Source organism: Embleya sp. NPDC020886, from assembly GCF_044333915.1.
Classification (GTDB): Bacteria; Actinomycetota; Actinomycetes; order Streptomycetales; family Streptomycetaceae; genus Embleya.
In genome coordinates, this window is sequence record NZ_JBIRRX010000004.1 from 847396 (window position 1) to 867186 (window position 19791).

At 70.6% G+C, this 19791-nt stretch carries 18 protein-coding genes; 13 read left to right on the top strand and 5 right to left on the bottom strand.

The window, feature by feature from the left end; genetic code table 11:
* Positions 1–102 precede the first annotated feature (102 nt).
* A complete protein-coding gene (gene egtD / locus ACH4U8_RS18750; RefSeq protein WP_360305485.1) occupies positions 103–1080 on the top strand; it encodes an L-histidine N(alpha)-methyltransferase in 978 nt (325 codons plus the stop codon).
* A 141-nt stretch (positions 1081–1221) separates the two neighbouring features.
* Here egtD and ACH4U8_RS18755 read toward each other — a convergent pair whose 3' ends face one another.
* From ACH4U8_RS18755 to ACH4U8_RS18765, 3 genes are all read right to left on the bottom strand, one after another.
* Positions 1222–2178 (bottom strand): COX15/CtaA family protein, encoded by a 957-nt coding sequence (locus tag ACH4U8_RS18755; protein WP_360305265.1) that lies wholly within the window; start codon positions 2176–2178, stop codon positions 1222–1224.
* Between the two features lie 92 nt (positions 2179–2270).
* A complete protein-coding gene (locus tag ACH4U8_RS18760) occupies positions 2271–2987 on the bottom strand; it encodes an ABC transporter permease (protein ID WP_395778904.1) in 717 nt (238 codons plus the stop codon).
* A 68-nt stretch (positions 2988–3055) separates the two neighbouring features.
* Positions 3056–3985 carry an ABC transporter ATP-binding protein gene (locus ACH4U8_RS18765; protein WP_360305267.1) on the bottom strand — a complete coding sequence of 310 codons (930 nt, stop codon included), beginning with the start codon at positions 3983–3985 and terminating at the stop codon, positions 3056–3058.
* Positions 3986–4186: 201 nt separating this feature from the next.
* Between ACH4U8_RS18765 and ACH4U8_RS18770 the strand changes: the two genes are divergently transcribed.
* Genes ACH4U8_RS18770 through ACH4U8_RS18805 form a run of 8 tightly spaced genes read left to right on the top strand, consistent with a single transcriptional unit; the run spans position 4187 to position 10909 of the window.
* Positions 4187–5062 carry a metalloregulator ArsR/SmtB family transcription factor gene (locus ACH4U8_RS18770; protein ID WP_360305489.1) on the top strand — a complete coding sequence of 292 codons (876 nt, stop codon included), beginning with the start codon at positions 4187–4189 and terminating at the stop codon, positions 5060–5062.
* Positions 5059–6471, top strand: a complete 1413-nt coding sequence (sufB, locus tag ACH4U8_RS18775) for a Fe-S cluster assembly protein SufB (RefSeq protein WP_360305269.1) — start codon at positions 5059–5061, stop codon at positions 6469–6471. The genes ACH4U8_RS18770 and sufB overlap by 4 nt, the downstream gene beginning before the upstream one ends.
* Positions 6472–6474: 3 nt before the next feature.
* A complete protein-coding gene (gene sufD, locus ACH4U8_RS18780; RefSeq protein ID WP_360305271.1) occupies positions 6475–7707 on the top strand; it encodes a Fe-S cluster assembly protein SufD in 1233 nt (410 codons plus the stop codon).
* Positions 7704–8021 carry a non-heme iron oxygenase ferredoxin subunit gene (locus tag ACH4U8_RS18785; protein ID WP_360305273.1) on the top strand — a complete coding sequence of 106 codons (318 nt, stop codon included), beginning with the start codon at positions 7704–7706 and terminating at the stop codon, positions 8019–8021. Before sufD ends, ACH4U8_RS18785 begins: the two co-directional genes overlap by 4 nt.
* 7 nt (positions 8022–8028) lie before the next feature.
* A complete protein-coding gene (gene sufC, locus ACH4U8_RS18790; RefSeq protein WP_395778816.1) occupies positions 8029–8793 on the top strand; it encodes a Fe-S cluster assembly ATPase SufC in 765 nt (254 codons plus the stop codon).
* Positions 8790–10049 (top strand): cysteine desulfurase, encoded by a 1260-nt coding sequence (locus ACH4U8_RS18795; protein ID WP_360305277.1) that lies wholly within the window; start codon positions 8790–8792, stop codon positions 10047–10049. The genes sufC and ACH4U8_RS18795 overlap by 4 nt, the downstream gene beginning before the upstream one ends.
* Positions 10050–10085: 36 nt before the next feature.
* Positions 10086–10580, top strand: coding sequence for a Fe-S cluster assembly sulfur transfer protein SufU (gene sufU, locus ACH4U8_RS18800; RefSeq protein WP_360305279.1), 495 nt, complete (start codon positions 10086–10088; stop codon positions 10578–10580).
* Positions 10577–10909 carry a metal-sulfur cluster assembly factor gene (locus tag ACH4U8_RS18805; protein WP_020553543.1) on the top strand — a complete coding sequence of 111 codons (333 nt, stop codon included), beginning with the start codon at positions 10577–10579 and terminating at the stop codon, positions 10907–10909. Before sufU ends, ACH4U8_RS18805 begins: the two co-directional genes overlap by 4 nt.
* A gap of 171 nt (positions 10910–11080) precedes the next feature.
* On the opposite strand, the gene ACH4U8_RS18810 is transcribed toward ACH4U8_RS18805, so the two are convergent.
* Positions 11081–13921 (bottom strand): hypothetical protein, encoded by a 2841-nt coding sequence (locus tag ACH4U8_RS18810; RefSeq protein WP_395778818.1) that lies wholly within the window; start codon positions 13919–13921, stop codon positions 11081–11083.
* A gap of 435 nt (positions 13922–14356) precedes the next feature.
* On the opposite strand from ACH4U8_RS18810, the gene ACH4U8_RS18815 reads away from it, so the two are divergent.
* Positions 14357–14788, top strand: a complete 432-nt coding sequence (locus tag ACH4U8_RS18815) for an ATP-binding protein (RefSeq protein WP_395778820.1) — start codon at positions 14357–14359, stop codon at positions 14786–14788.
* Between the two features lie 505 nt (positions 14789–15293).
* Here ACH4U8_RS18815 and ACH4U8_RS18820 read toward each other — a convergent pair.
* On the bottom strand, positions 15294–16196 hold the full coding sequence (locus ACH4U8_RS18820; RefSeq protein WP_395778822.1) for a neutral zinc metallopeptidase: 903 nt from the start codon (positions 16194–16196) through the stop codon (positions 15294–15296).
* A gap of 253 nt (positions 16197–16449) precedes the next feature.
* On the opposite strand from ACH4U8_RS18820, the gene ACH4U8_RS18825 reads away from it, so the two are divergent.
* The 3 genes from ACH4U8_RS18825 (at position 16450) to ACH4U8_RS18835 (ending at position 19668) form a co-directional block, all read left to right on the top strand.
* Positions 16450–18048 (top strand): ABC-F family ATP-binding cassette domain-containing protein, encoded by a 1599-nt coding sequence (locus ACH4U8_RS18825; protein ID WP_360305287.1) that lies wholly within the window; start codon positions 16450–16452, stop codon positions 18046–18048.
* Positions 18049–18458: 410 nt separating this feature from the next.
* Positions 18459–18692, top strand: a complete 234-nt coding sequence (locus tag ACH4U8_RS18830; RefSeq protein ID WP_020553538.1) for a helix-turn-helix domain-containing protein — start codon at positions 18459–18461, stop codon at positions 18690–18692.
* Between the two features lie 226 nt (positions 18693–18918).
* On the top strand, positions 18919–19668 hold the full coding sequence (locus ACH4U8_RS18835) for an enoyl-CoA hydratase/isomerase family protein (protein ID WP_395778906.1): 750 nt from the start codon (positions 18919–18921) through the stop codon (positions 19666–19668).
* Positions 19669–19791 lie beyond the last annotated feature (123 nt).

The following is a 19791-nucleotide window of genomic DNA, read 5'->3' on the forward strand; positions in this document are numbered from 1 at the left end:
TCGCTCCTCCTGGCCACCCGCAGCGGTGTCCGCATCGCCGCGATCCGCCCGGTCCGGGCCGTCGCCGCACGTCCGTCATCCGCCCCACAGGAACGGCGTCCCATGAACAGCCGCTTCACCCTCGATCACCGGCTGCCCGCCGACTATTTCGACAGCACCCTGCGCGCCGACGTGCTCCGGGGCCTGACGGCGCCGAGCAAGTCGCTGCCACCGAAGTGGTTCTACGACGCGCGCGGCAGCGAGCTGTTCGAGGAGATCACCCACCTGCCCGAGTACTACCCCACCCGCGCCGAACAGGAGATCCTCACCCGGCGCGCCGCCGAGATCGCCGCCGTCACCCGGGCGCACACCCTGATCGAGCTCGGCTCCGGCTCCTCCCGCAAGACCCGGCTGCTCCTGGACGCGCTCACCGCCGCCGGCACGCTGGACCGCTATGTGCCGCTGGACGTGAGCGACTCGGCGCTGATCCAGGCCGGCGAGGCGCTGTGTCGGGACTACCCGGCACTGCGGGTCGCGGCCACGGTCACCGATTTCGAACACGACCTGGCCCTGGCCGACGAACCCGGCCCACGCCTGCTCAGCTTCCTGGGCAGCACGCTCGGCAACCTCGACCCGGCCCAGCGCACGGACTTCTACCGCATCCTGCGCCGCGCCCTGAGCGCCGACGACACCCTGCTGCTCGGCGTCGACCTGGTCAAGGACCCGGACGTGCTGGTGGCCGCCTACGACGACAGCCAGGGCGTCACCGCCGCCTTCAACAAGAACGTGCTGCACGTGCTCAACCGCGAACTCGACGCCGACTTCGACCCCGACGCCTACGACCACGTCGCCCTGTGGAACGCCGAGGCGGAGCGGATCGAGATGCACCTGCGCTCGCGCGTCGACCAGACCGTCAAGATCCCGGTCGTCGACCTCTCCGTCGACTTCGCCCGCGGCGAACTCCTGCGTACCGAGATCTCCACCAAGTTCCGCCACGAGGCCCTGCTCGTCGAACTGGCCGACGCGGGCTTCACCGTCCGCCAGTGGTGGACCGACACCCGCAACCGCTTCGCACTCCTGCTGGCGGTGCCCAGCCGCTGACCGACGCTCGCCCGACGAACGGCCCCGGAGGCCGTTCGTCGGGCGAACGCCCGCCGCGCGTGAACCCCGCGGCCCGAACCCACCCGTGACGGACTCCGCGTCCCGCCGACGACGGCGCTGCGCCGAGCGGCCGGCGGCGGGTCAGTAGCTGGTGGCGACCGGTTCGCGCAGTTCGGCGTCGAGGTCGTCCGCCCCGGCCTCGGGCGGGGTGTCGCCGCGCATGCGCAGGCCGAAGAGGGCCCGAACGGCGGTGACCACGGTGAGGGCGGCGCCGAACATGTGGGTGAGCACCATCCACTCGGGCAGCCCGTTGAAGTACTGGACGTAGCCGATCAGACCCTGTGGGATCAGCACGGCCAGCAGCCACCACACGCGGCGTTGGCCGGCCTCGGGGGCGTCGGTGACGCGCATGGCCAGGGCCAGTGCGACGGCCGCGCCCAGGAGCAGGAAGGCCAGGTCGGCGTGCAGCCAGGCCATCTGGTCGATGTCCACGTCGAAGCGCTTGGCCTTGAGGTCGCCGGCGTGCGGTCCGGAGCCGGTGACCACGGTGCCGATCACGATCAGCGCGCCGGCCACCGCCAACGTGCCGTAGCCGAACCAGCGGATCTCCGGGCGGACCAGCAGCCGGGCCGGCGCGTCGCCCTCGCCGGCGCGTTCGTACAGCGCGACCGCCGACGCGATCAGCAACATGGACAGGAGCAGGTGACTGGCCACCGCCATCGGGTGCAGGTCGGTGAGCACGGTGATGCCGCCCAGCACGGCCTGGCCGACCACGGTGCCGATCTGGATCCAGGCCAGCGTGGTGATGTCCTTGCGGCGCACGGTCAGCCGGTACGCGGCCACCACGCAGGCCACCGCGATCGCGCCGACCACGTAGGTCAGCATGCGGTTGCCGAACTCGATGTACGCGTGGTGGCTCACCGCCTCGTGCGGCGTCCAGTTGCTGGTGTCGCTGTCGCACCGGGGCCAGGTGTCGCAGCCCAGGCCCGAGTCGGTGAGTCGGACGAGACCGCCCGTGACGACGATGCCGATCTGCGCCACCAGGTTCGCGAGGAACACGCGGCGCGCGACGAGTGGGGAGACGGCCTGCAGACTCATGCGCGACATGCTACGTCGTGAATGAATTCACAAGCGCACCAGGGGTGTCCGTCGACGCCGATCCCGCCGCCCCCCGGCCCCGCTCGCGGGCCCTACTCCCAGCGGAAGAAGCGCGCCGCCGCGCCCAGCCCCAAAACCGCCCAGACCGCCAGAATCGCCAAGTCGCCCAACGGCAACCCCGATCCGTCCCGGAGCACGTCCCGCAGCCCGTCCGACAACGCCGAGATCGGCAGCAGCGCGAGCGTGTGCTCGACCCCGGAGGGGAATTTGTCCAGCGGCACGATCACCCCGCCGCCCAGCAGCAGCAGGACGAACACCAGGTTGGCGGCGGCCAGGGTGGCCTCGGCCCGCAGCGTCCCGGCCATCAGCAGGCCCAGCCCGGAGAACGCCGCCGTGCCCAGGACCAGGAGCAGGACCACCCACACGGGATTCCCGTGCGGCGACCAACCCAGCGCCAGCGCGATCACCACGAGCAGCGCCACCTGGAGGATCTCCACCAACAACACGCAGGCCGTCTTGGCGACCATCAGCCCCCAGCGCGGCAGCGGCGTCGAGCCGAGCAGTTTGAGCACGCCGTAGCGCCGCTCGAACCCGGTCGCGATCGCCTGCCCGGTGAACGCGGTCGACAACACCGCCAGCGCGAGCACTCCCGGCGCCAGGAAGTCCACCCGCTCGCCGTCCCCGGTGTCCACGATGTCCGCCGAGGAGAAGACCACCAGCAGCAGCGTGGGGATGATGATCGTCAGCAACAGTTGTTCGCCGTTGCGCAGCAACATCCGGGTTTCCAGGGCGCTCTGCGCCAGGATCATCCGGCGCAGCGGCGCCGCCCCCGGCGCGGGCACGAACGTACCGCGCGTCTGCTCCTTCGCCACCGCGCTCAACTCCGCAGCTCCCGTCCGGTCAGCTCCATGAACACGTCCTCCAGGCTGCGTCGTTCCACGGTCAGCCGCTCCGGCATCACCCCGTGCTGCGCGCACCACGAGGTGACCGTGGCCAGCAGTTGCGGGTCGATGTCGCCCTCGATCCGGTACGCGCCGCGGGAGACCTCGATCGCCTTGGCGCCCTCCGGGAGCGCGTTCAGCAGCGAGCCCAGGTCCAGGCCGGGCGGCCCGGCGAAGCGCAGCGAATTCTCCGCGCCGTCGTGGCACAGCGCCTCGGGCGAGCCGGACGCGATCACCCGACCCCGATCCACGATCGCCACCTCGTCGGCGAGCTTTTCCGCCTCGTCCATCAGGTGGGTGGTCAGCACCACGCTCACCCCGTCGGTGCGCAGCTCGCGCACCAGGTCCCAGGTGGCGTGCCGGGCGTGCGGGTCGAGGCCGGCGGTCGGCTCGTCCAGGAAGACCAGCTCGGGGCGGCCGACCACGGCGAGCGCGAGCGCGAGGCGCTGCTGCTGTCCGCCGGACAACCGCCGGTAGGTGGTGCGCCCGCACGAGTCCAGGCCCAGTCGCTCGATCAGCATCGGCACGTCCAGGGGGTTCGCGTGCAGCTTCGCGACGTGGCGCAACATCTCCTCGGCGCGGGCTCCCGAGTACACGCCGCCCGCCTGCAACATCACCCCGATCCGGGGCCGCAGCGCGGCGGCGTCGCGCACCGGGTCCAGGTCGAGCACCCGTACCCGTCCCGCGTCGGCCCGCCGGTAGCCCTCGCAGATCTCGATCGTGCTGGTCTTGCCGGCTCCGTTGGGGCCGAGCACCGCGGTCACCAGGCCGCGTTCGACGGTGAGCGAGAGCCCGTCCACGGCGGTCTTGTCGCCGTAGCGCTTGACCAGGCCGGTGATCGCGACTGCCGGCGGCGAGGAGTCCATGACGAGTCAGTCTAGAAAGGTCCGGGTGCCCCTCGTGTGGGGGTCTTCCGGATCGGCGCACCTGACGGTGTGTCAGGAAAATCCGCAGGTCGGAGGGGTCGTCCGCGCGAGTGTGTTGTTAGGCACGCCTAAGTGACGGACCGCACGTGATCACCGTTTGGTCTGGCGAACGATTAACGCAACAATGGTGTTGTGGAATACATGCGGACGAGCGAAGAGGCACCGAGGCGGACCCCCGCCGCGGCTGTCGGCACGCCCGAGCATGACGGTCACGAGGGCACCCGGCACCGGGTCACCCGTTCGATCGTCGACCACGGCCCGTCCACCGCGGCGGATCTGGCCGAACGATTGGAGCTGACCCCGGCGGGCGTGCGTCGCCATCTGGACGCACTGGTCGCCGAGGGTGTAGTCGAGGCCACCGAACAGCGCGTCCACGGGCGCCGAGGCCGGGGCCGTCCGGCCAAGGTGTTCGCGCTCACCGACGTCGGCCGCTCCGGGTTCCACCAGGAGTACGACGAGCTGGCGGCCGAGGCGCTGAGCTTCGTGGCCGAGCATCTCGGCAACGAGGCGGTGGCGAAATTCGCCCGCGAGCGGCTTGCCGCCCGCGAGGAGAGGTATCGTCCCTCGGTCGAGTCCGCGCCTCCCGGGGAGCGGGCCCGAGCGCTGGCCGAGGCGCTGTCCGCCGACGGGTATGCCGCGAGTGCGCGGCCCGCACCCGGCGGAGAGCAGCTTTGCCAGCACCACTGTCCGGTGGCTCATGTCGCCGAGCGGTTCCCGCAGCTCTGCGAGGCCGAGGCCGAGGTGTTCGCACGCCTTCTCGGCACGCACGTGCAACGGCTGGCGACGATCGCCCACGGCGACGGCGTCTGCACCACGCACGTTCCCGCTGTGCAGGTTGAATCGGCCGGTGCGACCGGTCGCGGGGTCGGCTCGTCCGGCCCGAAGGTCGGCTCGTCCGGCCTGGCCGGCTCGTCCGGCCGCAAACGCAGCGAAGACAAGAATCCGCCGCGCCGGGGCCCTTCCCGTTCGCGGGAATCGACCGACGCCACCCCGGCTTCCGGGAGGACTACTTCATGACCACCGACGCTCGCCCCGAGCTCGAGGGCCTGGGCACCTACGAGTACGGCTGGGCCGACTCGGACACCGCCGGCGCCTCGGCGCGACGAGGCATCTCCGAAGAGGTCGTCGCGGATATCTCGGCGAAGAAGTCCGAGCCCGAGTGGATGTTGAAGCAGCGCATGAAGGGCCTTCGGCTCTTCGGCAAGAAGCCGATGCCGACGTGGGGCTCCGACCTCTCCGGGATCGACTTCGACAACATCAAGTACTTCGTGCGCTCGACCGAGAAGCAGGCCGCCTCGTGGGAGGACCTGCCCGAGGACATCAAGAACACCTACGACCGCCTCGGCATCCCGGAGGCGGAGAAGCAGCGCCTGGTCGCGGGCGTCGCCGCGCAGTACGAGTCCGAGGTCGTCTACCACCAGATCCGCGAGGACCTGGAGGAGCAGGGCGTCATCTTCCTGGACACCGACACCGGGCTGCGCGAGCACCCGGAGCTGTTCAAGGAATACTTCGGCTCGGTCATCCCGACCGGCGACAACAAGTTCTCCGCGCTGAACACCGCGGTGTGGTCCGGCGGCTCGTTCATCTACGTCCCGCCGGGCGTGCACGTGGAGATCCCGCTCCAGGCCTACTTCCGGATCAACACCGAGAACATGGGCCAGTTCGAGCGCACGCTGATCATCGCCGACGAGGGCTCGCACGTGCACTACGTCGAGGGCTGCACGGCGCCGATCTACAAGTCGGACTCGCTGCACTCGGCCGTGGTCGAGATCATCGTCAAGAAGAACGCCCGGGTGCGGTACACGACCATCCAGAACTGGTCGAACAACGTGTACAACCTGGTGACCAAGCGCGCGGTGGCCCACGAGGGCGCCACGATGGAGTGGATCGACGGCAACATCGGTTCCAAGGTCACCATGAAGTACCCGGCCGTGTGGCTGCTCGGCGAGCACGCCAAGGGCGAGACCCTGTCGATCGCCTTCGCGGGCGAGGGCCAGCACCAGGACGCCGGTTCGAAGATGGTGCACTGCGCCCCGAACACGTCGTCCAACATCGTGTCCAAGTCGGTCGCGCGTGGCGGTGGCCGCACCTCCTACCGCGGTCTGGTCCAGATCGAGGAGGGTGCGCACGGCTCGACCTCGTCGGTCAAGTGCGACGCGCTGCTCGTGGACACGGTCAGCCGCTCGGACACCTACCCGTACGTCGACGTCCGCGAGGACGACGTGTCGATGGGTCACGAGGCGACCGTCTCCAAGATCTCCGACGACCAGCTTTTCTACCTCATGAGCCGCGGCATGACCGAGGACGAGGCCATGGCGATGATCGTGCGCGGGTTCGTCGAGCCCATCGCGCGCGAACTCCCCATGGAGTACGCCCTCGAGTTGAACCGCCTGATCGAGCTTCAGATGGAAGGGGCTGTGGGCTAGTCCATGGCTGCGAACACCAACACTCCCGGTAGCACCACCGCCGGATCGATCGCCGTGCGCGAGGCCGGGGCCGAGAACGTGCTCGCCGGCCCCGGCACCGGCCGCTCGGTCGCCCAGCCCGCGGACGCCCGTCAGGTCGCCGCCGCGTCCTACGACGTGGCCGACTTCGTGGTGCCCACCGGTCGCGAGGAGGACTGGCGGTTCACCCCGCTGGCCCGCCTGCGCGGCCTGCACGACGGCACCGCCGCCGGCGGCGACCGGGGCGAGGTCACCGTCTCGGTGACCGCGCCCGAGGGCGTCACCGTCGAGACCGTCGACCGCACCGACGCGCGGATCGGCCGGGCCGGCGCGCCCGTCGACCGGGTCGCGGCCCAGGCGTACAGCTCGTTCGAGAAGGCCACGCTCGTCGTGGTCGGCAAGGACACACAGCTCGCCGAGCCGGTCGTGGTCACCCTGCACGGCGCCGGTGGCACCGCGTTCGGGCACGTCACGATCGAGGTCGAGCGGTTCGCCGAGGCGACCGTGGTGCTCGACCACGGCGGCTCCGCGACCTACGCGCAGAACGTCGAGTTCATCGTCGGCGACGGCGCCAGTCTCAAGGTCGTGTCGATCCAGGACTGGGACGCCGACTCCGTGCACGTGGCCTCGCACCTGACCCGGGTGGGTCGGGACGCGTCGTTCACGTCGGTCGTGGTCACCCTCGGCGGCGACCTGGTCCGGCTGTTCCCGCGCGTGGTCTACGACGCCCCGGGCGGCGACGCCGAGCTGTACGGCGTCTACTTCGCCGACGCCGGCCAGCACCTGGAGCACCGGCTGTTCGTCGACCACGACGTGCCGCAGTGCCGCAGCCTGGTCACCTACAAGGGCGCGCTGCAGGGCGCGGACGCGCACACCGTGTGGATCGGCGACGTGCTCATCCGGGCCGCCGCCGAGGGCACCGACACCTACGAGCTCAACCGCAACCTGGTGCTCACCGACGGCGCGCGCGCCGACTCGGTGCCCAACCTGGAGATCGAGACCGGCGAGATCGCCGGCGCCGGGCACGCCAGCGCGACCGGGCGCTTCGACGACGAGCAGCTCTTCTACCTCCAGTCGCGCGGCATCCCGGCGGACGAGGCCCGCCGGCTGGTCGTGCGCGGCTTCTTCGCCGAGGTGATCGCCCGGGTCGGCATCGCCGACCTCCAGGAGCGGTTGATGAAGCAGATCGAGGCGCGCCTCGAAGGCGGCGCCCGATGAGCTACCTCAAGGCGTGTGCCGAGACCGACCTGCACGAGGACACGCCGCTGCGCGTCGTGCTCGACGAGGTCCCGGTCACCCTCGTGCGCACCGAGGGCGACGTCTACGCGATCAACGACGTGTGCTCGCACGCCAACGTGTCGCTCTCCGAGGGAGAGGTCGAGGACTGCGCGATCGAATGCTGGCTGCACGGCTCGCGCTTCGATCTGCGTACCGGCCGTCCCTCGGGCCCCCCGGCCAATCTGCCGGTCCCCGTGTACCCCGTGAAGATCGACGGCGGCGCCGTCTATGTCGAAGTGAACCAGGAGTCCTGAGTCCGTTATGGCAACGCTTGAGATCCGCGACCTGCACGTCAGTGTGGACGCCGAGAACGGTCCGCGCGAGATCCTTCGCGGCGTCGACCTGACCGTGAAGCAGGGCGAGACCCACGCCATCATGGGCCCGAACGGCTCCGGCAAGTCGACCCTGGCGTACTCGGTCGCGGGCCACCCGAAGTACCAGGTGACCGGCGGGAGTGTGCTGCTCGACGGCGAGGACGTGCTGTCCATGACCGTCGACGAGCGGGCCCGCGCCGGCCTGTTCCTCGCCATGCAGTACCCCGTCGAGGTCGCCGGCGTCTCGGTGTCCAACTTCCTGCGCACCGCCGCCACCGCCACCCGTGGCGAGGCTCCCAAGCTGCGGCTGTGGATCAAGGAGGTCAAGGAGGCCATGGAGCGTCTCCAGATGGACCCGGCCTTCGCCGAGCGCAACGTCAACGAGGGCTTCTCCGGCGGCGAGAAGAAGCGCCACGAGATCCTTCAGTTGGAGCTGCTGCGCCCGAAGATCGCGATCCTGGACGAGACCGACTCCGGCCTGGACGTCGACGCGCTGCGCGTGGTGTCCGAGGGCGTGAACCGGGTGCAGGCCACCGGGCGGATCGGCACCCTGTTGATCACCCACTACACCCGCATCCTGAAGTACATCAAGCCCGACCACGTGCACGTGTTCGCGGCCGGCCGGATCGTCGAGTCCGGCGGCGCCGAACTCGCGGACAAGCTGGAAGACGAAGGCTACGAGGCGTACACCGGCAAGGGGGGGACTGCATGACAGTGCACCTGCCGGGGCTGCTCGACACGGACACGATCCGCAAGGATTTCCCGATCCTCGAACGGCTCCTGCACGGCGACAAACCGCTTGTCTATCTGGACAACGCGGCGACGTCGCAGACCCCGCGTCAGGTGATCGACGCCATGACGCACTACTACGCGAACAGCAACGCGAACGTGCACCGGGGCGTGCACGTGCTGGCCGAAGAGGCCACCGCGCTGTACGAGGGTGCCCGGGACAAGGTCGCGGCGTTCATCAACGCGCCCAGCCGGGACGAGGTGATCTTCACCAAGAACTCCTCCGAGGCGATCAACCTCGTGGCCAACATGCTGACCTGGGCGGACGAACCGTTCAAGGTCGGCGTGGGCGCCGACGTGGTGATCACCGAGATGGAGCACCACTCGAACATCGTTCCGTGGCAGTTGCTCGCGCAGCGCACCGGCACGAAGCTCAAGTGGTTCGGGCTCACCGACGAGGGCCGGCTCGACCTGTCGAACATCGAGCAGGTGATCACCGAGGAGACCAAGGTCGTCTCGGTCGTGCACACCTCGAACATCCTCGGCACGGTCAACGACCTGGAGCCGATCGTGCGCCGGGCGCACGACGTCGGCGCCCTGGTCGTGGTCGACGCGTCGCAGGCCGCGCCGCACATGGTGCTCGACGTCCAGGCCCTGGGCGCCGACTTCGTCGCGTTCACCGGCCACAAGATGTGCGGGCCGACCGGCATCGGCGTGTTGTGGGGCCGGCTGGGCCTGCTGGAGGAGCTTCCGCCGTTCCTGGGCGGCGGCGAGATGATCGAGACCGTGACGATGAGCGCGTCCACGTACGCGCCCGCGCCGCACAAGTTCGAGGCCGGCACCCCGCCGATCACGGAGGCGGTCGGACTCGGTGCGGCGATCGACTACCTGTCGGCGATCGGCATGGATCGCATCGCCGCGCACGAGCACGCGATCACGGGTTACGCGATCGACGCGCTCAACGCCGTCGAGGGTCTGAAGATCATCGGTCCGGCGGACAACGTGGCACGCGGTGCGGCGATCTCCTTCACGTTCGGCGACATCCACCCGCACGACGTGGGTCAGGTGCTCGACGAGCAGGGCATCGCGGTCCGCGTGGGCCACCACTGCGCCCGCCCGGTCTGCCTGCGGTTCGGCGTGCCGGCGACCACACGAGCCTCGTTCTACCTCTACTCGACGCCGGCCGAGGTCGACGCGTTGGTGGCCGGGCTGGAACATGTTCGACAGTTTTTCGGTTAGCAACGATTCGGCCGGGCAGGGGCGGGAGGCGAAGAGATGAAGCTCGACGGGATGTACCAGGAGATCATCCTGGATCACTACCGGCACCCCCATAACAAGGGGCTGCGGGACCCGTTCGACACCGAGGTCCACCACGTCAACCCGACCTGTGGGGACGAGGTCACGCTGCGCGTGAAGCTGGACGGCGAGAAGGTTCTCGACGTCAGCTACGAGGGCCAGGGCTGTTCGATCAGTCAGGCCAGCGCGTCCGTGATGACCGATCTGGTGATCGGGCACACCATCGAGGACGCGCTGCACGCGGGGGACGCCTTCCTCGCGCTCATGCAGTCCAAGGGGCAGGGCGAGCCGGACGAGGACGTCCTGGAGGACGCCGTGGCGTTCGTCGGCGTCAGCAAGTACCCGGCGCGGGTGAAGTGCGCGCTCCTGGGATGGATGGCCTTCAAGGACGCCACGGCGCAGGCGCTCGAGACGCGTGTGCCGGTGCCGGAGACGCCCGGGCGGGCGTCGGAGACGACGGAAGGGCAGAAATGACCGAGACGCAGGCGCGACCGGCGGCCACGCCGGAGGACGTCACCGAGGCGATGTACGACGTCGTCGACCCCGAGCTCGGGATCAACGTCGTCGACCTGGGTCTGGTGTACGGCGTGCACGTGGACGACGCGAACATCGCCACCATCGACATGACGCTCACCAGTGCGGCGTGTCCGTTGACGGACGTGATCGAGGACCAGACGCGGAGTGCGACCGAGGGGATCGTCGCGGACATGCGGATCAACTGGGTCTGGATGCCGCCGTGGGGGCCGGACAAGATCACCGACGACGGGCGCGAGCAGCTTCGAGCGCTCGGGTTCAATCTGTAGCTTCCGGGGCCGGCGGGCTCTTTCGGCCTCATGCGCCGGCCGGGCTGCTCGACCTCGTGCGCCGGCCCGAGTCGGCCCCGTGTGCCGGGTGGGCCGGATCGGTCTTGGGTGTTGGTTGGTGTGGGGCGCCGGGTGGTCGACTTTCGTCGGGCCGCCCGGCGCTTTTTCGCGTCAGGGGCGGGGCTGGGTCACGCCGAGGAGTTCGAGGACGTCGGTGTCGCCGCGTTGTTGGAGGCGGTGCAGGACGGCCTTGAGGTCGATCCCGGGTTCCAGGCCGATGCGGGCGCCGAGGAGTTCGGGGAGGTTGACCTGCTCGGGGACCGGGTCGACGCCGGTGTGGCGTAGGGCGCGGGCCCAGCGGGGCAGGCGGACCGTGGCGTCGCCGCGGACCAGGCGGGCCTCCAGGCGGCCCTGGTGGATGGACGAGATGAAGACCATGTCGCCCTCGTGCGCGGACAGGCCGGCCAGGATCGCGCGCAGCGACACCAGGTAGGGCGTGTCGGCCCAGCGCAGCGCCGCCGGGCCGTGTCCGTGGTGCAGCCGGACCTGACCGCCGGCGGTGACACCCAGGGCTTGGGCGAACGCCACCGGCACCTTGACCGGCTCGCCTTCGAGCATCGCGGTGGACACGTCGACCCGGAACGCCCACGCGCCGGTGTCCTCGCGGAAGCAGCCCGCGGTCCAGGACGGATCGCCGATCGGCGCCGGCTGTTGCTTCTGGGCCGGCCGCTCCAGCGTGTCCGCCGAGCGGGAGAGCACGTGGTCGTTCTCCACCTGGAAGCCCTCCAGCCGGCCGATCCAGGCGGTCTGCAGTGGCTTGCGGATGCCCATCGCGGCCAGGTCGCGCTCCAGCGCCCGCAGCGGCACCGGGCCGTGCGCGCAGGCCGCGTCCAGGGTGCTCTGGGTGCGGTCGGACAACTCGCCGAGCGGCGCGGTGGAAAGCCACCCGTCCACCGACGTGTGCAGGCCGAGCAGGCCGCGCAGCACCTGCCACACCTGGATCTCCAGGCCCGGCACGGTCTCGGTGTGCTTGGGGTGCAGCGTGCGCAGTTCGGACACCGTGGTCAGCACGCCGAGCCGGTCCCGGACGAAGCTCAGGTGCACCCGTACCGGTGCGCCCTCGGAGCGGGCGATCCGCTCGTCCAGGCTGCGCCGCAGGTCCCGCTCCATGATCTTGACCTCGGCCGGCGACGTGCCGAACTCGGCCGCCAACGACTCCAGATCGCGTGGTGCGTCGGTGAACAGCCGATCCCGGGCGAGCACCTTGCGCTGCGGTTCGGCGGTGGTGAACCAGGACCCCAGGATGGCGACCGGGTCGCCGCCGCCGGGTTCGCCGGCGCGCGACGGCGGCCGGTCGACGAGCATCGTGACGTCCTCGGTCGCGGGCAGCGTGCCCGGCACCATCTCGACGGTGGCCTCCAGGTCGGCGGCGGCGGCCTTGGTGCCCCGGTTGGTCCGCGGCACCACCGAGTGGTCCGGCGGCGCGGGCACCGACGGTACCTCCGCCGTGGTCGCGGCGGCCGCGGCCGGCTCCGCGGCGGAGGTCGGGGCCGGTGCGGTGCGCGGCGGGTGGCTCGGTCGGGGCGGGATGCGCAGGCCCTCGGGGGTGCGCGGCACGTCCGACTCGCCCACCGCCGGTACCGCGCCGGCGGTGGGCGGCGGGACCTCGCCGAACGCGTCCTGCCCGGGGTCTTCGGCGGAATCCGACCCGGCGGACCTCGACTTCGACTTCGGCGCCGGCTCCGCCTTCGATGTCGACTGCGGTGCCGGTTCGGCGGGTGTAGCGGTCCGGCCGCGTCCCTTGAGCGTGCGGATCGGGATGTCCGCGACCGTCATCGGCGGCGTCTCGCCGTACGCGTCCACGCCGGGCTGGTCGCCCTCGGTCGCGAGTTCGGCGGACACCGCGCGCGGCGGCGCGTCCTCGGAGGTGTCCTCGGTCCGGAGCACCGGCTTCGGACGGCCGGCGGCCGGGGCCACGTCGGCCCGGGTGGGCGGCGGGATCTCGCCGTACGCGTCCCGACCCTCCGCCGCGTCCGGCGTCGACGCGGACGACCCGCTCGGCTCGGCCGCCGCTTCGTCGCTCCCGGGCCCGGCCACCGGCGGCGCCGGCATCGCGAGCGACGCCCGCAGCCCGGACGGAACCTGGGTGAGCAGCGCGGTCAACGCCGTCCGGACCTCCTCCGAGGCGTCCTCCAGGCCGACCACCGCGGCGGTCTCCAGGGTGACCTGGGCGAGTTGCGCCATCAGCGGTACGTCCGGCGCCTGGTCGGCCAGCCAGCGCACCACGGTGCCCAGTTCGGCGGTCAGCGGCTCGGGCAGCTTGACCGGGCGTAGTTCGTCCTCGTCCAGGTCGCCCCAGTCGTCCGGGGTGTCCCAGTCGCCGTCGATCGGCGCGGGCGGGATCAGGACGGGCGCCGGTGCGGGGGTGGGTTCGGGCTCGGGCTCGGGCTCCGGCTCGGTCGGGGTCGGTTCCGGTCGCGGTTCGAGCGTCGAGGCCGAGGCGAGTGCCGGTACCGGCTCGCTCGCGGCGGTCTCGGGTGGGTCGAACATCGCGTCCACGTCCACCGATTCGTCGTCCTCGGGCAGCAGCCCGAGCACCTCCTCGAACAGCCGGGCCACCAACGGGCGCACCGTCGAGGTACCGATCTGGGTCCAGTCGCCGACCTCGCGCACGGTGGTGGTGAGCAGGTCCGCCCAGTCCGGTGTACGCACCATCACGTTCGTCCGGGCGCCGTCGGGCCACTGGGACAGGCGGAAGCCGTTGCGGGCCAGCCACGCCCCCGGCAACAGGTCGCCCAGGCGCAGGTGTCGAAGCTCGGTGTAGGCCAGATCGGCCAGGCGCCCCGGCAACTCGTCCCGACCGAAGGTGTTCGCGGCCCGGACCACGGGCACGCTCATCCACCACGCCGCGGGCAGGTGCTCGTGTTCGAGGTAGTCCGCGACGAGTTCGGGCGCGACGAAGCGCAGGGCCGGTACGAAATCGGCCAGAGTGGCCTGGAGCCGGGGCTGCATGCAGGTCCTCCGTGACGCGGTCGGTACCCCCGACGTTAGCGGCCGGGTGGCGAGCGGGCACCGGGGTGTCCCGGGCCGTTGCCATCTGCTTGCGGGACGAAGCGGCGGATCGGTTGGTTCCCCGAGCCCCGTCTCGGGCCGTGCGATCCGGGTCACGCGGCGGTCCCGGCGCGCTGCCCGGAGCGGCTTTCGTCGGAGATCGCTACCCCGCCGAGCAGGGCGGGAACCGTGTCCAGGGCGCCCGACGGCGCCTTCGCCGGGGACGCGCGCCGATCGAGCGCCGGTCACGCGTCCATCGCCGGCCCGCGCCACGTTTCACGAGGGGGAAAGAAGTCGATCTCACCAACAGTGGAGACAAGGACGGCTAGCTTGGACAAAGGTCGCCGATGCCACCGGCCGCCTCGTTCGGGCCATCAGGGGAGAGCAGGGGGAGACGTGGGGGAAACCGCATCAACGCCGCGATCCGGGGAGGCTTCGGCCGGTCCGCTGCTCCTGTCGTTGCGGTTGACGGCGACCGTGGAGGCGATCCCACGAGCCCGGCACGCGCTGCGTCGGGTGCTCGACGAGAGAGCTCCCGATGCGCCCGGGGACACCCTCGAACTGCTCCTGTCGGAGCTGGTCACCAATGCGGTCAAACACTCGACGCGAGGTCGTACGGTCGCGGTGGCGGTGCTGCGGAGGGAGAACTCGATTCGGATCGCGGTCGTGGACCACGACGCGGCGCTTCCGGAGCCGGGGAGTGCGGTGGACCTGCTGGACGAGCATGGGCGTGGGTTGTTGTTGGTGGAGGCGATGGCGGAGGAGTGGGGGAGTTACCCGGTGCCGGATGGGAAGGTGGTCTGGTGCGATGTGAAGACCGTGGCTTGAACTCGGGCGCGGAGCGCGGGAGTTCTGGGCTGCGGTGATTGGCCTCATGCGCCGGCCGGGCTGGTTCGCCTCATGCGCCGGCGGGGCTGATTTGGCCTCATGCGCCGGCGGGGCTGATTTGGCCTCATGCGCCGGCGGGGCTGGTTCGCCTCATGCGCCGGCGGGGCTGATTTGGCCTCATGCGCCGGCGGGGCTGATTTGGCCTCATGCGCCGGCCGGGCTGGTTCGCCTCAAGCGCCGGCGGGGCTGGTTCGCCTCATGCGCCGGCGGGGCTGATTTGGCCTCATGCGCCGGCCGGGCTGGTTCGCCTCATGCGCCGGCGGGGCTGGTTCGCCTCATGCGCCGGCGGGGCTGATTTGGCCTCATGCGCCGGCCGGGCTGGTTCGCCTCAAGCGCCGGCCGGGCTGGTTCGCCTCATGCGCCGGCGGGGCTGGTTCGCCTCATGCGCCGGCTGGGTTGGTTTGCTTTGGGGGCGGCGGGATGGGGCCTTGTGGGTCGGGTGGGGTTAGAGGGGGGTGGTGAAGGTGTTGCATTTGGTGGGGTCGGCTGTGGTGTAGCCCTGGTGGAACCATTTTTGGCGTTGTGCTGCGGAGCCGTGGGTCCAGGTTTCGGGGGTTACCCGGCCCTGGAATTGTTGTTGGATGCGGTCGTCGCCGACGGCGGCTGCGGCGTCGAGGCCGTCGGCGATGTCCTGGTCGGTGAGGCTGGTGATCAGGGGGCGGCCGTTGCTCTGTGGAGTCGTGGTGGCGTGGCGGGCCCAGACGCCCGCGTAGCAGTCGGCCTGGAGTTCGAGGCGGACCGAGCCGCTCTGCGGGCCCTGGCGGTCGTTGCCGACCTTGGCCATTTGGCCGGTCAGGTCCTGGATGTGGTGGCCGTACTCGTGGGCGAGTACGTATGCCTCGGCGAAGGGGCCGCCCCTGGCGCCGAACCTGCTGCGCAGGTCGTCGAAGAAGCCCAGGTCGATGTAGACCCTGCGATCGCCCGGGCAGTAGAAGGGGCCCACCGCCGAGGTCGCCCCGCCGCACGCGGTCGAGGTGCTGCCGGTGAAGAATCGGGTGGGCGCGGGTCGGTAGGCGGCGCCTTGGCGCCGGTATTCGTCGGTCCAGTACGTCTGCACGCTGTTGACCACCCCGACGATCCAACAGTCGTCGCGTGCGTTGGCGTCCGTGCCCTTGCGGCACGAGTCCTCGAGCGCGCGGTTGTCCGCCGGCGCGGAGCCACCGCCGCCGTCGTCGCTCAGGCCGAGCCGGTCCGGGCTCAGGCCGAAGATCAGGCCGAGCACCACCACGATCAGCCCCGCCGCGCCGCCGCCCACCGCGACGCCGGGTCGGCGCGGCCCGCCGCCGCGCGCACCGCGGCGGTCCTCGATCTGCGACGTGTCGAGATCCGCGTCGTCGTCGAACTGCATCGGGGCACCGCCTGCGGAGAAGAGGAGGGGGGATCAGGGGTGACGGATATCCCTTTTTCAGGTATTTATCGCCCGCGTCGCTCCACTGCCCGCAAGACGCCCGGGAATCCGGTGTGGGCGCTCCCGTAGACTCGGGTGCATGGTCGGTTTCTCTGGATATCCCCGCGAGCGGCCTTAGCGCGGTGTGGCTTCCCCTGCGAGCCCCGCACGACCGTCCGTCTTCGTCAGTCCCCGACCGGGAGTCCAGTCCTTCATGATCAACGCAACCAACGTCGAACTGCGGGCCGGCGCCCGCATCCTGCTCGAACCGGCCTCCTTCCGGGTCGCGGCCGGCGACCGGATCGGCCTGGTCGGCCGCAACGGTGCCGGCAAGACCACCCTGACCAAGACGCTCGCCGGGGAGACCCAGCCGGCGTCCGGCACCATCACCAGCAGCGGCGAGGTCGGCTACCTCCCGCAGGACCCGCGCACCGGCGACCTGGACGTGCTCGCCCGGGATCGGATCCTGTCCGCGCGCGGCCTGGACGTGGCGCTGACCGGGATGCGCGAGGCCGAGGGCCTGATGGCCAGCGCCAGCGGCGAGACCGCCGCGAAGGCGATGCGCAAGTACTCGCGGCTGGAGACCGAGTTCCTGACCAAGGGCGGCTACGCGGCCGAGGCCGAGGCGGCCACCATCGCGGCCAGCCTGGGGTTGCCGGACCGGATCCTGGGCCAGGAACTGCACACCCTCTCCGGTGGCCAGCGGCGCCGGGTCGAGCTGGCCCGGATCCTGTTCTCGGACGCCGACACGTTGCTCCTGGACGAGCCCACCAACCACCTCGATGCCGACTCGATCGGCTGGCTGCGCGAGTTCCTCAAGACCTACAAGGGCGGCTTCATCGTGATCAGTCACGATGTCGGCCTGATGGAGGCGTGCGTCAACAAGGTGTTCTACCTGGACGCCAACCGCACCACCATCGACATCTACAACGTCGGCTGGAACGCCTACAAGCTCCAGCGCGAGACCGACGAGCGCCGGCGCAAGCGCGAGCGGGCCAACGCGGAGAAGAAGGCCGACCAGCTCTTCACCCAGGCCGACAAGATGCGAGCCAAGGCGACCAAGACGGTGGCCGCGCAGAACATGGCCCGGCGCGCCGAGAAGCTGCTCTCCGGGCTGGAGAGCGAGCGCAGGTCGGACAAGGTCGCCAAGCTGCGCTTCCCCAAGCCGGCACCCTGCGGGAAGACCCCGCTGATGGCGACCGGCCTGTCCAAGTCGTACGGCTCGCTGGAGATCTTCACCGACGTCGACCTGGCCATCGACAAGGGTTCGCGGGTGGTCATCCTGGGCCTCAACGGCGCCGGCAAGACCACGCTGCTCCGGCTGCTGGGCGGTGTCGAGAATCCGGACACCGGCAAGATCGAACCCGGCCACGGGCTCCAACTCGGTTACTACGCACAGGAACACGAGACGCTCGACCCGGAGCGCACGGTCCTGGAGAACATGCGCTCGTCCTCGCCCGACCTCGACCTGGTCGAGGTGCGCAAGGTGCTGGGTTCGTTCCTGTTCTCCGGCGACGACGTGGACAAGCCGGCCGGGGTGCTCTCCGGCGGCGAGAAGACCCGGCTGGCCCTCGCGACGCTCGTGGTCTCCAAGGCCAACGTGTTGCTCCTGGACGAGCCCACCAACAACCTCGACCCGGCCAGCCGCGCCGAGGTGCTGGACGCGCTGCGCACCTACGAGGGCGCCGTCGTCCTGGTCACCCACGACGAGGGCGCGGTCGAGGCGCTCCAGCCGGAGCGGATCATCCTGCTTCCGGACGGCGTCGAGGACCTGTGGAACGAGGATTACGCGGACCTGGTCGCGCTCGCCTGATCCACCCGGGCGCCCGCGCCCGGACCCCCGGAACCACCGACACCCCGTCGGGTTGCCGTCATCGGCAACCCGACGGGGTGATCGCTTTCGTCCCCTCGACAGGTTTTCGCCACGAAACCCTCACAAAGGGAAGCCGTCGTTCCGGTCCTGGGGTGACGTCGCTCACCGGCCTCGACGGCGACGCAGAGCAAGGTCGCGAATCTCATGGGTGACCAGCGTCTTTGTCGGCGGACACAGGATTCGGTCAAGCATTCGGCACGGGAAGGCGCGATTCCGCTCGGGTGATCTTTGTGTGCAAGAGGCCACGCGCCGCGATGATCAAGCCTTCGGGCCTGGTGGAATCACTGGCCATGCCATGCCCCAGGGGTGATCATGGGATTCCAGAGCGCACTTCCTATGAGGAGGCACGTGTGGCCGAGACTCTGAAGAAGGGCAGCCGGGTGACCGGTGCCGCGCGCGAGCAGCTCGCGGCAGACCTCAAGAAGAAGTACGACTCCGGTGCCAGCATCCGCGCGCTTGCGGAGGAGACGGGCCGTTCCTACGGCTTCGTGCACCGGATGCTCAGCGAGTCCGGGGTGACCCTCCGAGGCAGGGGTGGGGCAACGCGGGGCAAGGCCAAGACCGCCGCGTCGTCCTCGGCCTGAGGTCGAGTTCCGGAGGATCGGATTCACCGTACCGTCCGTCGAACGACCATGTGACCGACCGGTAACGTCGGGCGCGTGGTCGTTCGACGGAAGCGACCCGAACACGGGAGGGACCGTGGACGTGGTGGCGAATCAGCTCGACAGTACGAACAGCAACGGCGGCACGGACAACAACGGCGGCGGGGTCGGCGATGCCGATCACGCGGCACGGCAGGGCCTTTCGGTCGTGATCGAAGGTTCGCTCGCGGTGGTGACCCTCACCAACCCCGATCGGCGCAACGCGCAGACTCCCGCGCTCTGGCGCGCGCTCGCCGCAGTCGGTCGCGACCTGCCCGGTGACGTCCGGGCCGTGTTGTTGCGCGCGGAGGGCACGTCCTTCTCCGCGGGCCTGGATCGGCGGATGTTCCCCGGTGGAGGGGGCATCGCGGGGGAATCGGATCTCGTCACCTTGGCCGGGGCGGGCGACGACGAACTCGACGCGACCATCGCCTCGTTCCAGGAGGCGTTCACGTGGTGGCGGCGCCCCGATCTGATCACCGTGGCCGCTGTGCAGGGGCATGCGGTGGGCGCGGGCTTCCAGTTGGCGCTGGCCTGCGATCTGCGGGTGTGTGCCGACGACGCGCGGTTCTCGATGCGTGAGACCGCGCTCGGTCTGGTCCCGGACCTGGCCGGGACCAAGCCGTTGGTCGACCTCGTCGGCTATGCCCGCGCCCTGGAGATCTGTGTCACCGGGCGCTGGGTCGGCGCCGCGGAGGCGGTGTCGACGGGAATGGCCACCCTCGCCGTGCCCGGCGAGGAACTCGACGGCGCCGCACGCGACCTGGTGGCCGCGCTGCTGGCCGCGCCGCGCGACGCGGTGATCGAGACGAAGGCCCTGCTCGCGGGCGCTTCGACGCGTACCTACGACGAGCAGCGTGCCGCCGAACGCGCGGCCCAGGCCCGCCGGCTGCGCGACCTCGCCGGGACCGGCGAATAGCGAGACCCACGTCACACGTCGAGCCGCCGTCCGCGCTCGAAAGCCGGATCGCACCCGGGACTAAGCAGGCCCATGCCGGCGTTCCTGTACACGAAGTGCTGAGGTTGACTCAGGATTTTGTTG

What these genes read in the sequence shown, in the direction of transcription:
- ACH4U8_RS18820 (WP_395778822.1), bottom strand. Translation starts at nt 16,196, where the DNA reads ATGCAGTTCGACGACGACGCGGATCTCGACACGTCGCAGATCGAGGAC.
- sufD (WP_360305271.1), top strand. Translation starts at nt 6,475, where the DNA reads ATGGCTGCGAACACCAACACTCCCGGTAGCACCACCGCCGGATCGATC.
- ACH4U8_RS18765 (WP_360305267.1), bottom strand. Translation starts at nt 3,985, where the DNA reads ATGGACTCCTCGCCGCCGGCAGTCGCGATCACCGGCCTGGTCAAGCGC.
- ACH4U8_RS18810 (WP_395778818.1), bottom strand. Translation starts at nt 13,921, where the DNA reads ATGCAGCCCCGGCTCCAGGCCACTCTGGCCGATTTCGTACCGGCCCTG.
- sufC (WP_395778816.1), top strand. Translation starts at nt 8,029, where the DNA reads ATGGCAACGCTTGAGATCCGCGACCTGCACGTCAGTGTGGACGCCGAG.
- ACH4U8_RS18760 (WP_395778904.1), bottom strand. Translation starts at nt 2,987, where the DNA reads ATGATCCTGGCGCAGAGCGCCCTGGAAACCCGGATGTTGCTGCGCAAC.
- ACH4U8_RS18785 (WP_360305273.1), top strand. Translation starts at nt 7,704, where the DNA reads ATGAGCTACCTCAAGGCGTGTGCCGAGACCGACCTGCACGAGGACACG.
- ACH4U8_RS18825 (WP_360305287.1), top strand. Translation starts at nt 16,450, where the DNA reads ATGATCAACGCAACCAACGTCGAACTGCGGGCCGGCGCCCGCATCCTG.
- sufB (WP_360305269.1), top strand. Translation starts at nt 5,059, where the DNA reads ATGACCACCGACGCTCGCCCCGAGCTCGAGGGCCTGGGCACCTACGAG.
- ACH4U8_RS18795 (WP_360305277.1), top strand. Translation starts at nt 8,790, where the DNA reads ATGACAGTGCACCTGCCGGGGCTGCTCGACACGGACACGATCCGCAAG.
- ACH4U8_RS18770 (WP_360305489.1), top strand. Translation starts at nt 4,187, where the DNA reads ATGCGGACGAGCGAAGAGGCACCGAGGCGGACCCCCGCCGCGGCTGTC.
- ACH4U8_RS18805 (WP_020553543.1), top strand. Translation starts at nt 10,577, where the DNA reads ATGACCGAGACGCAGGCGCGACCGGCGGCCACGCCGGAGGACGTCACC.
- egtD (WP_360305485.1), top strand. Translation starts at nt 103, where the DNA reads ATGAACAGCCGCTTCACCCTCGATCACCGGCTGCCCGCCGACTATTTC.
- ACH4U8_RS18755 (WP_360305265.1), bottom strand. Translation starts at nt 2,178, where the DNA reads ATGAGTCTGCAGGCCGTCTCCCCACTCGTCGCGCGCCGCGTGTTCCTC.
- sufU (WP_360305279.1), top strand. Translation starts at nt 10,086, where the DNA reads ATGAAGCTCGACGGGATGTACCAGGAGATCATCCTGGATCACTACCGG.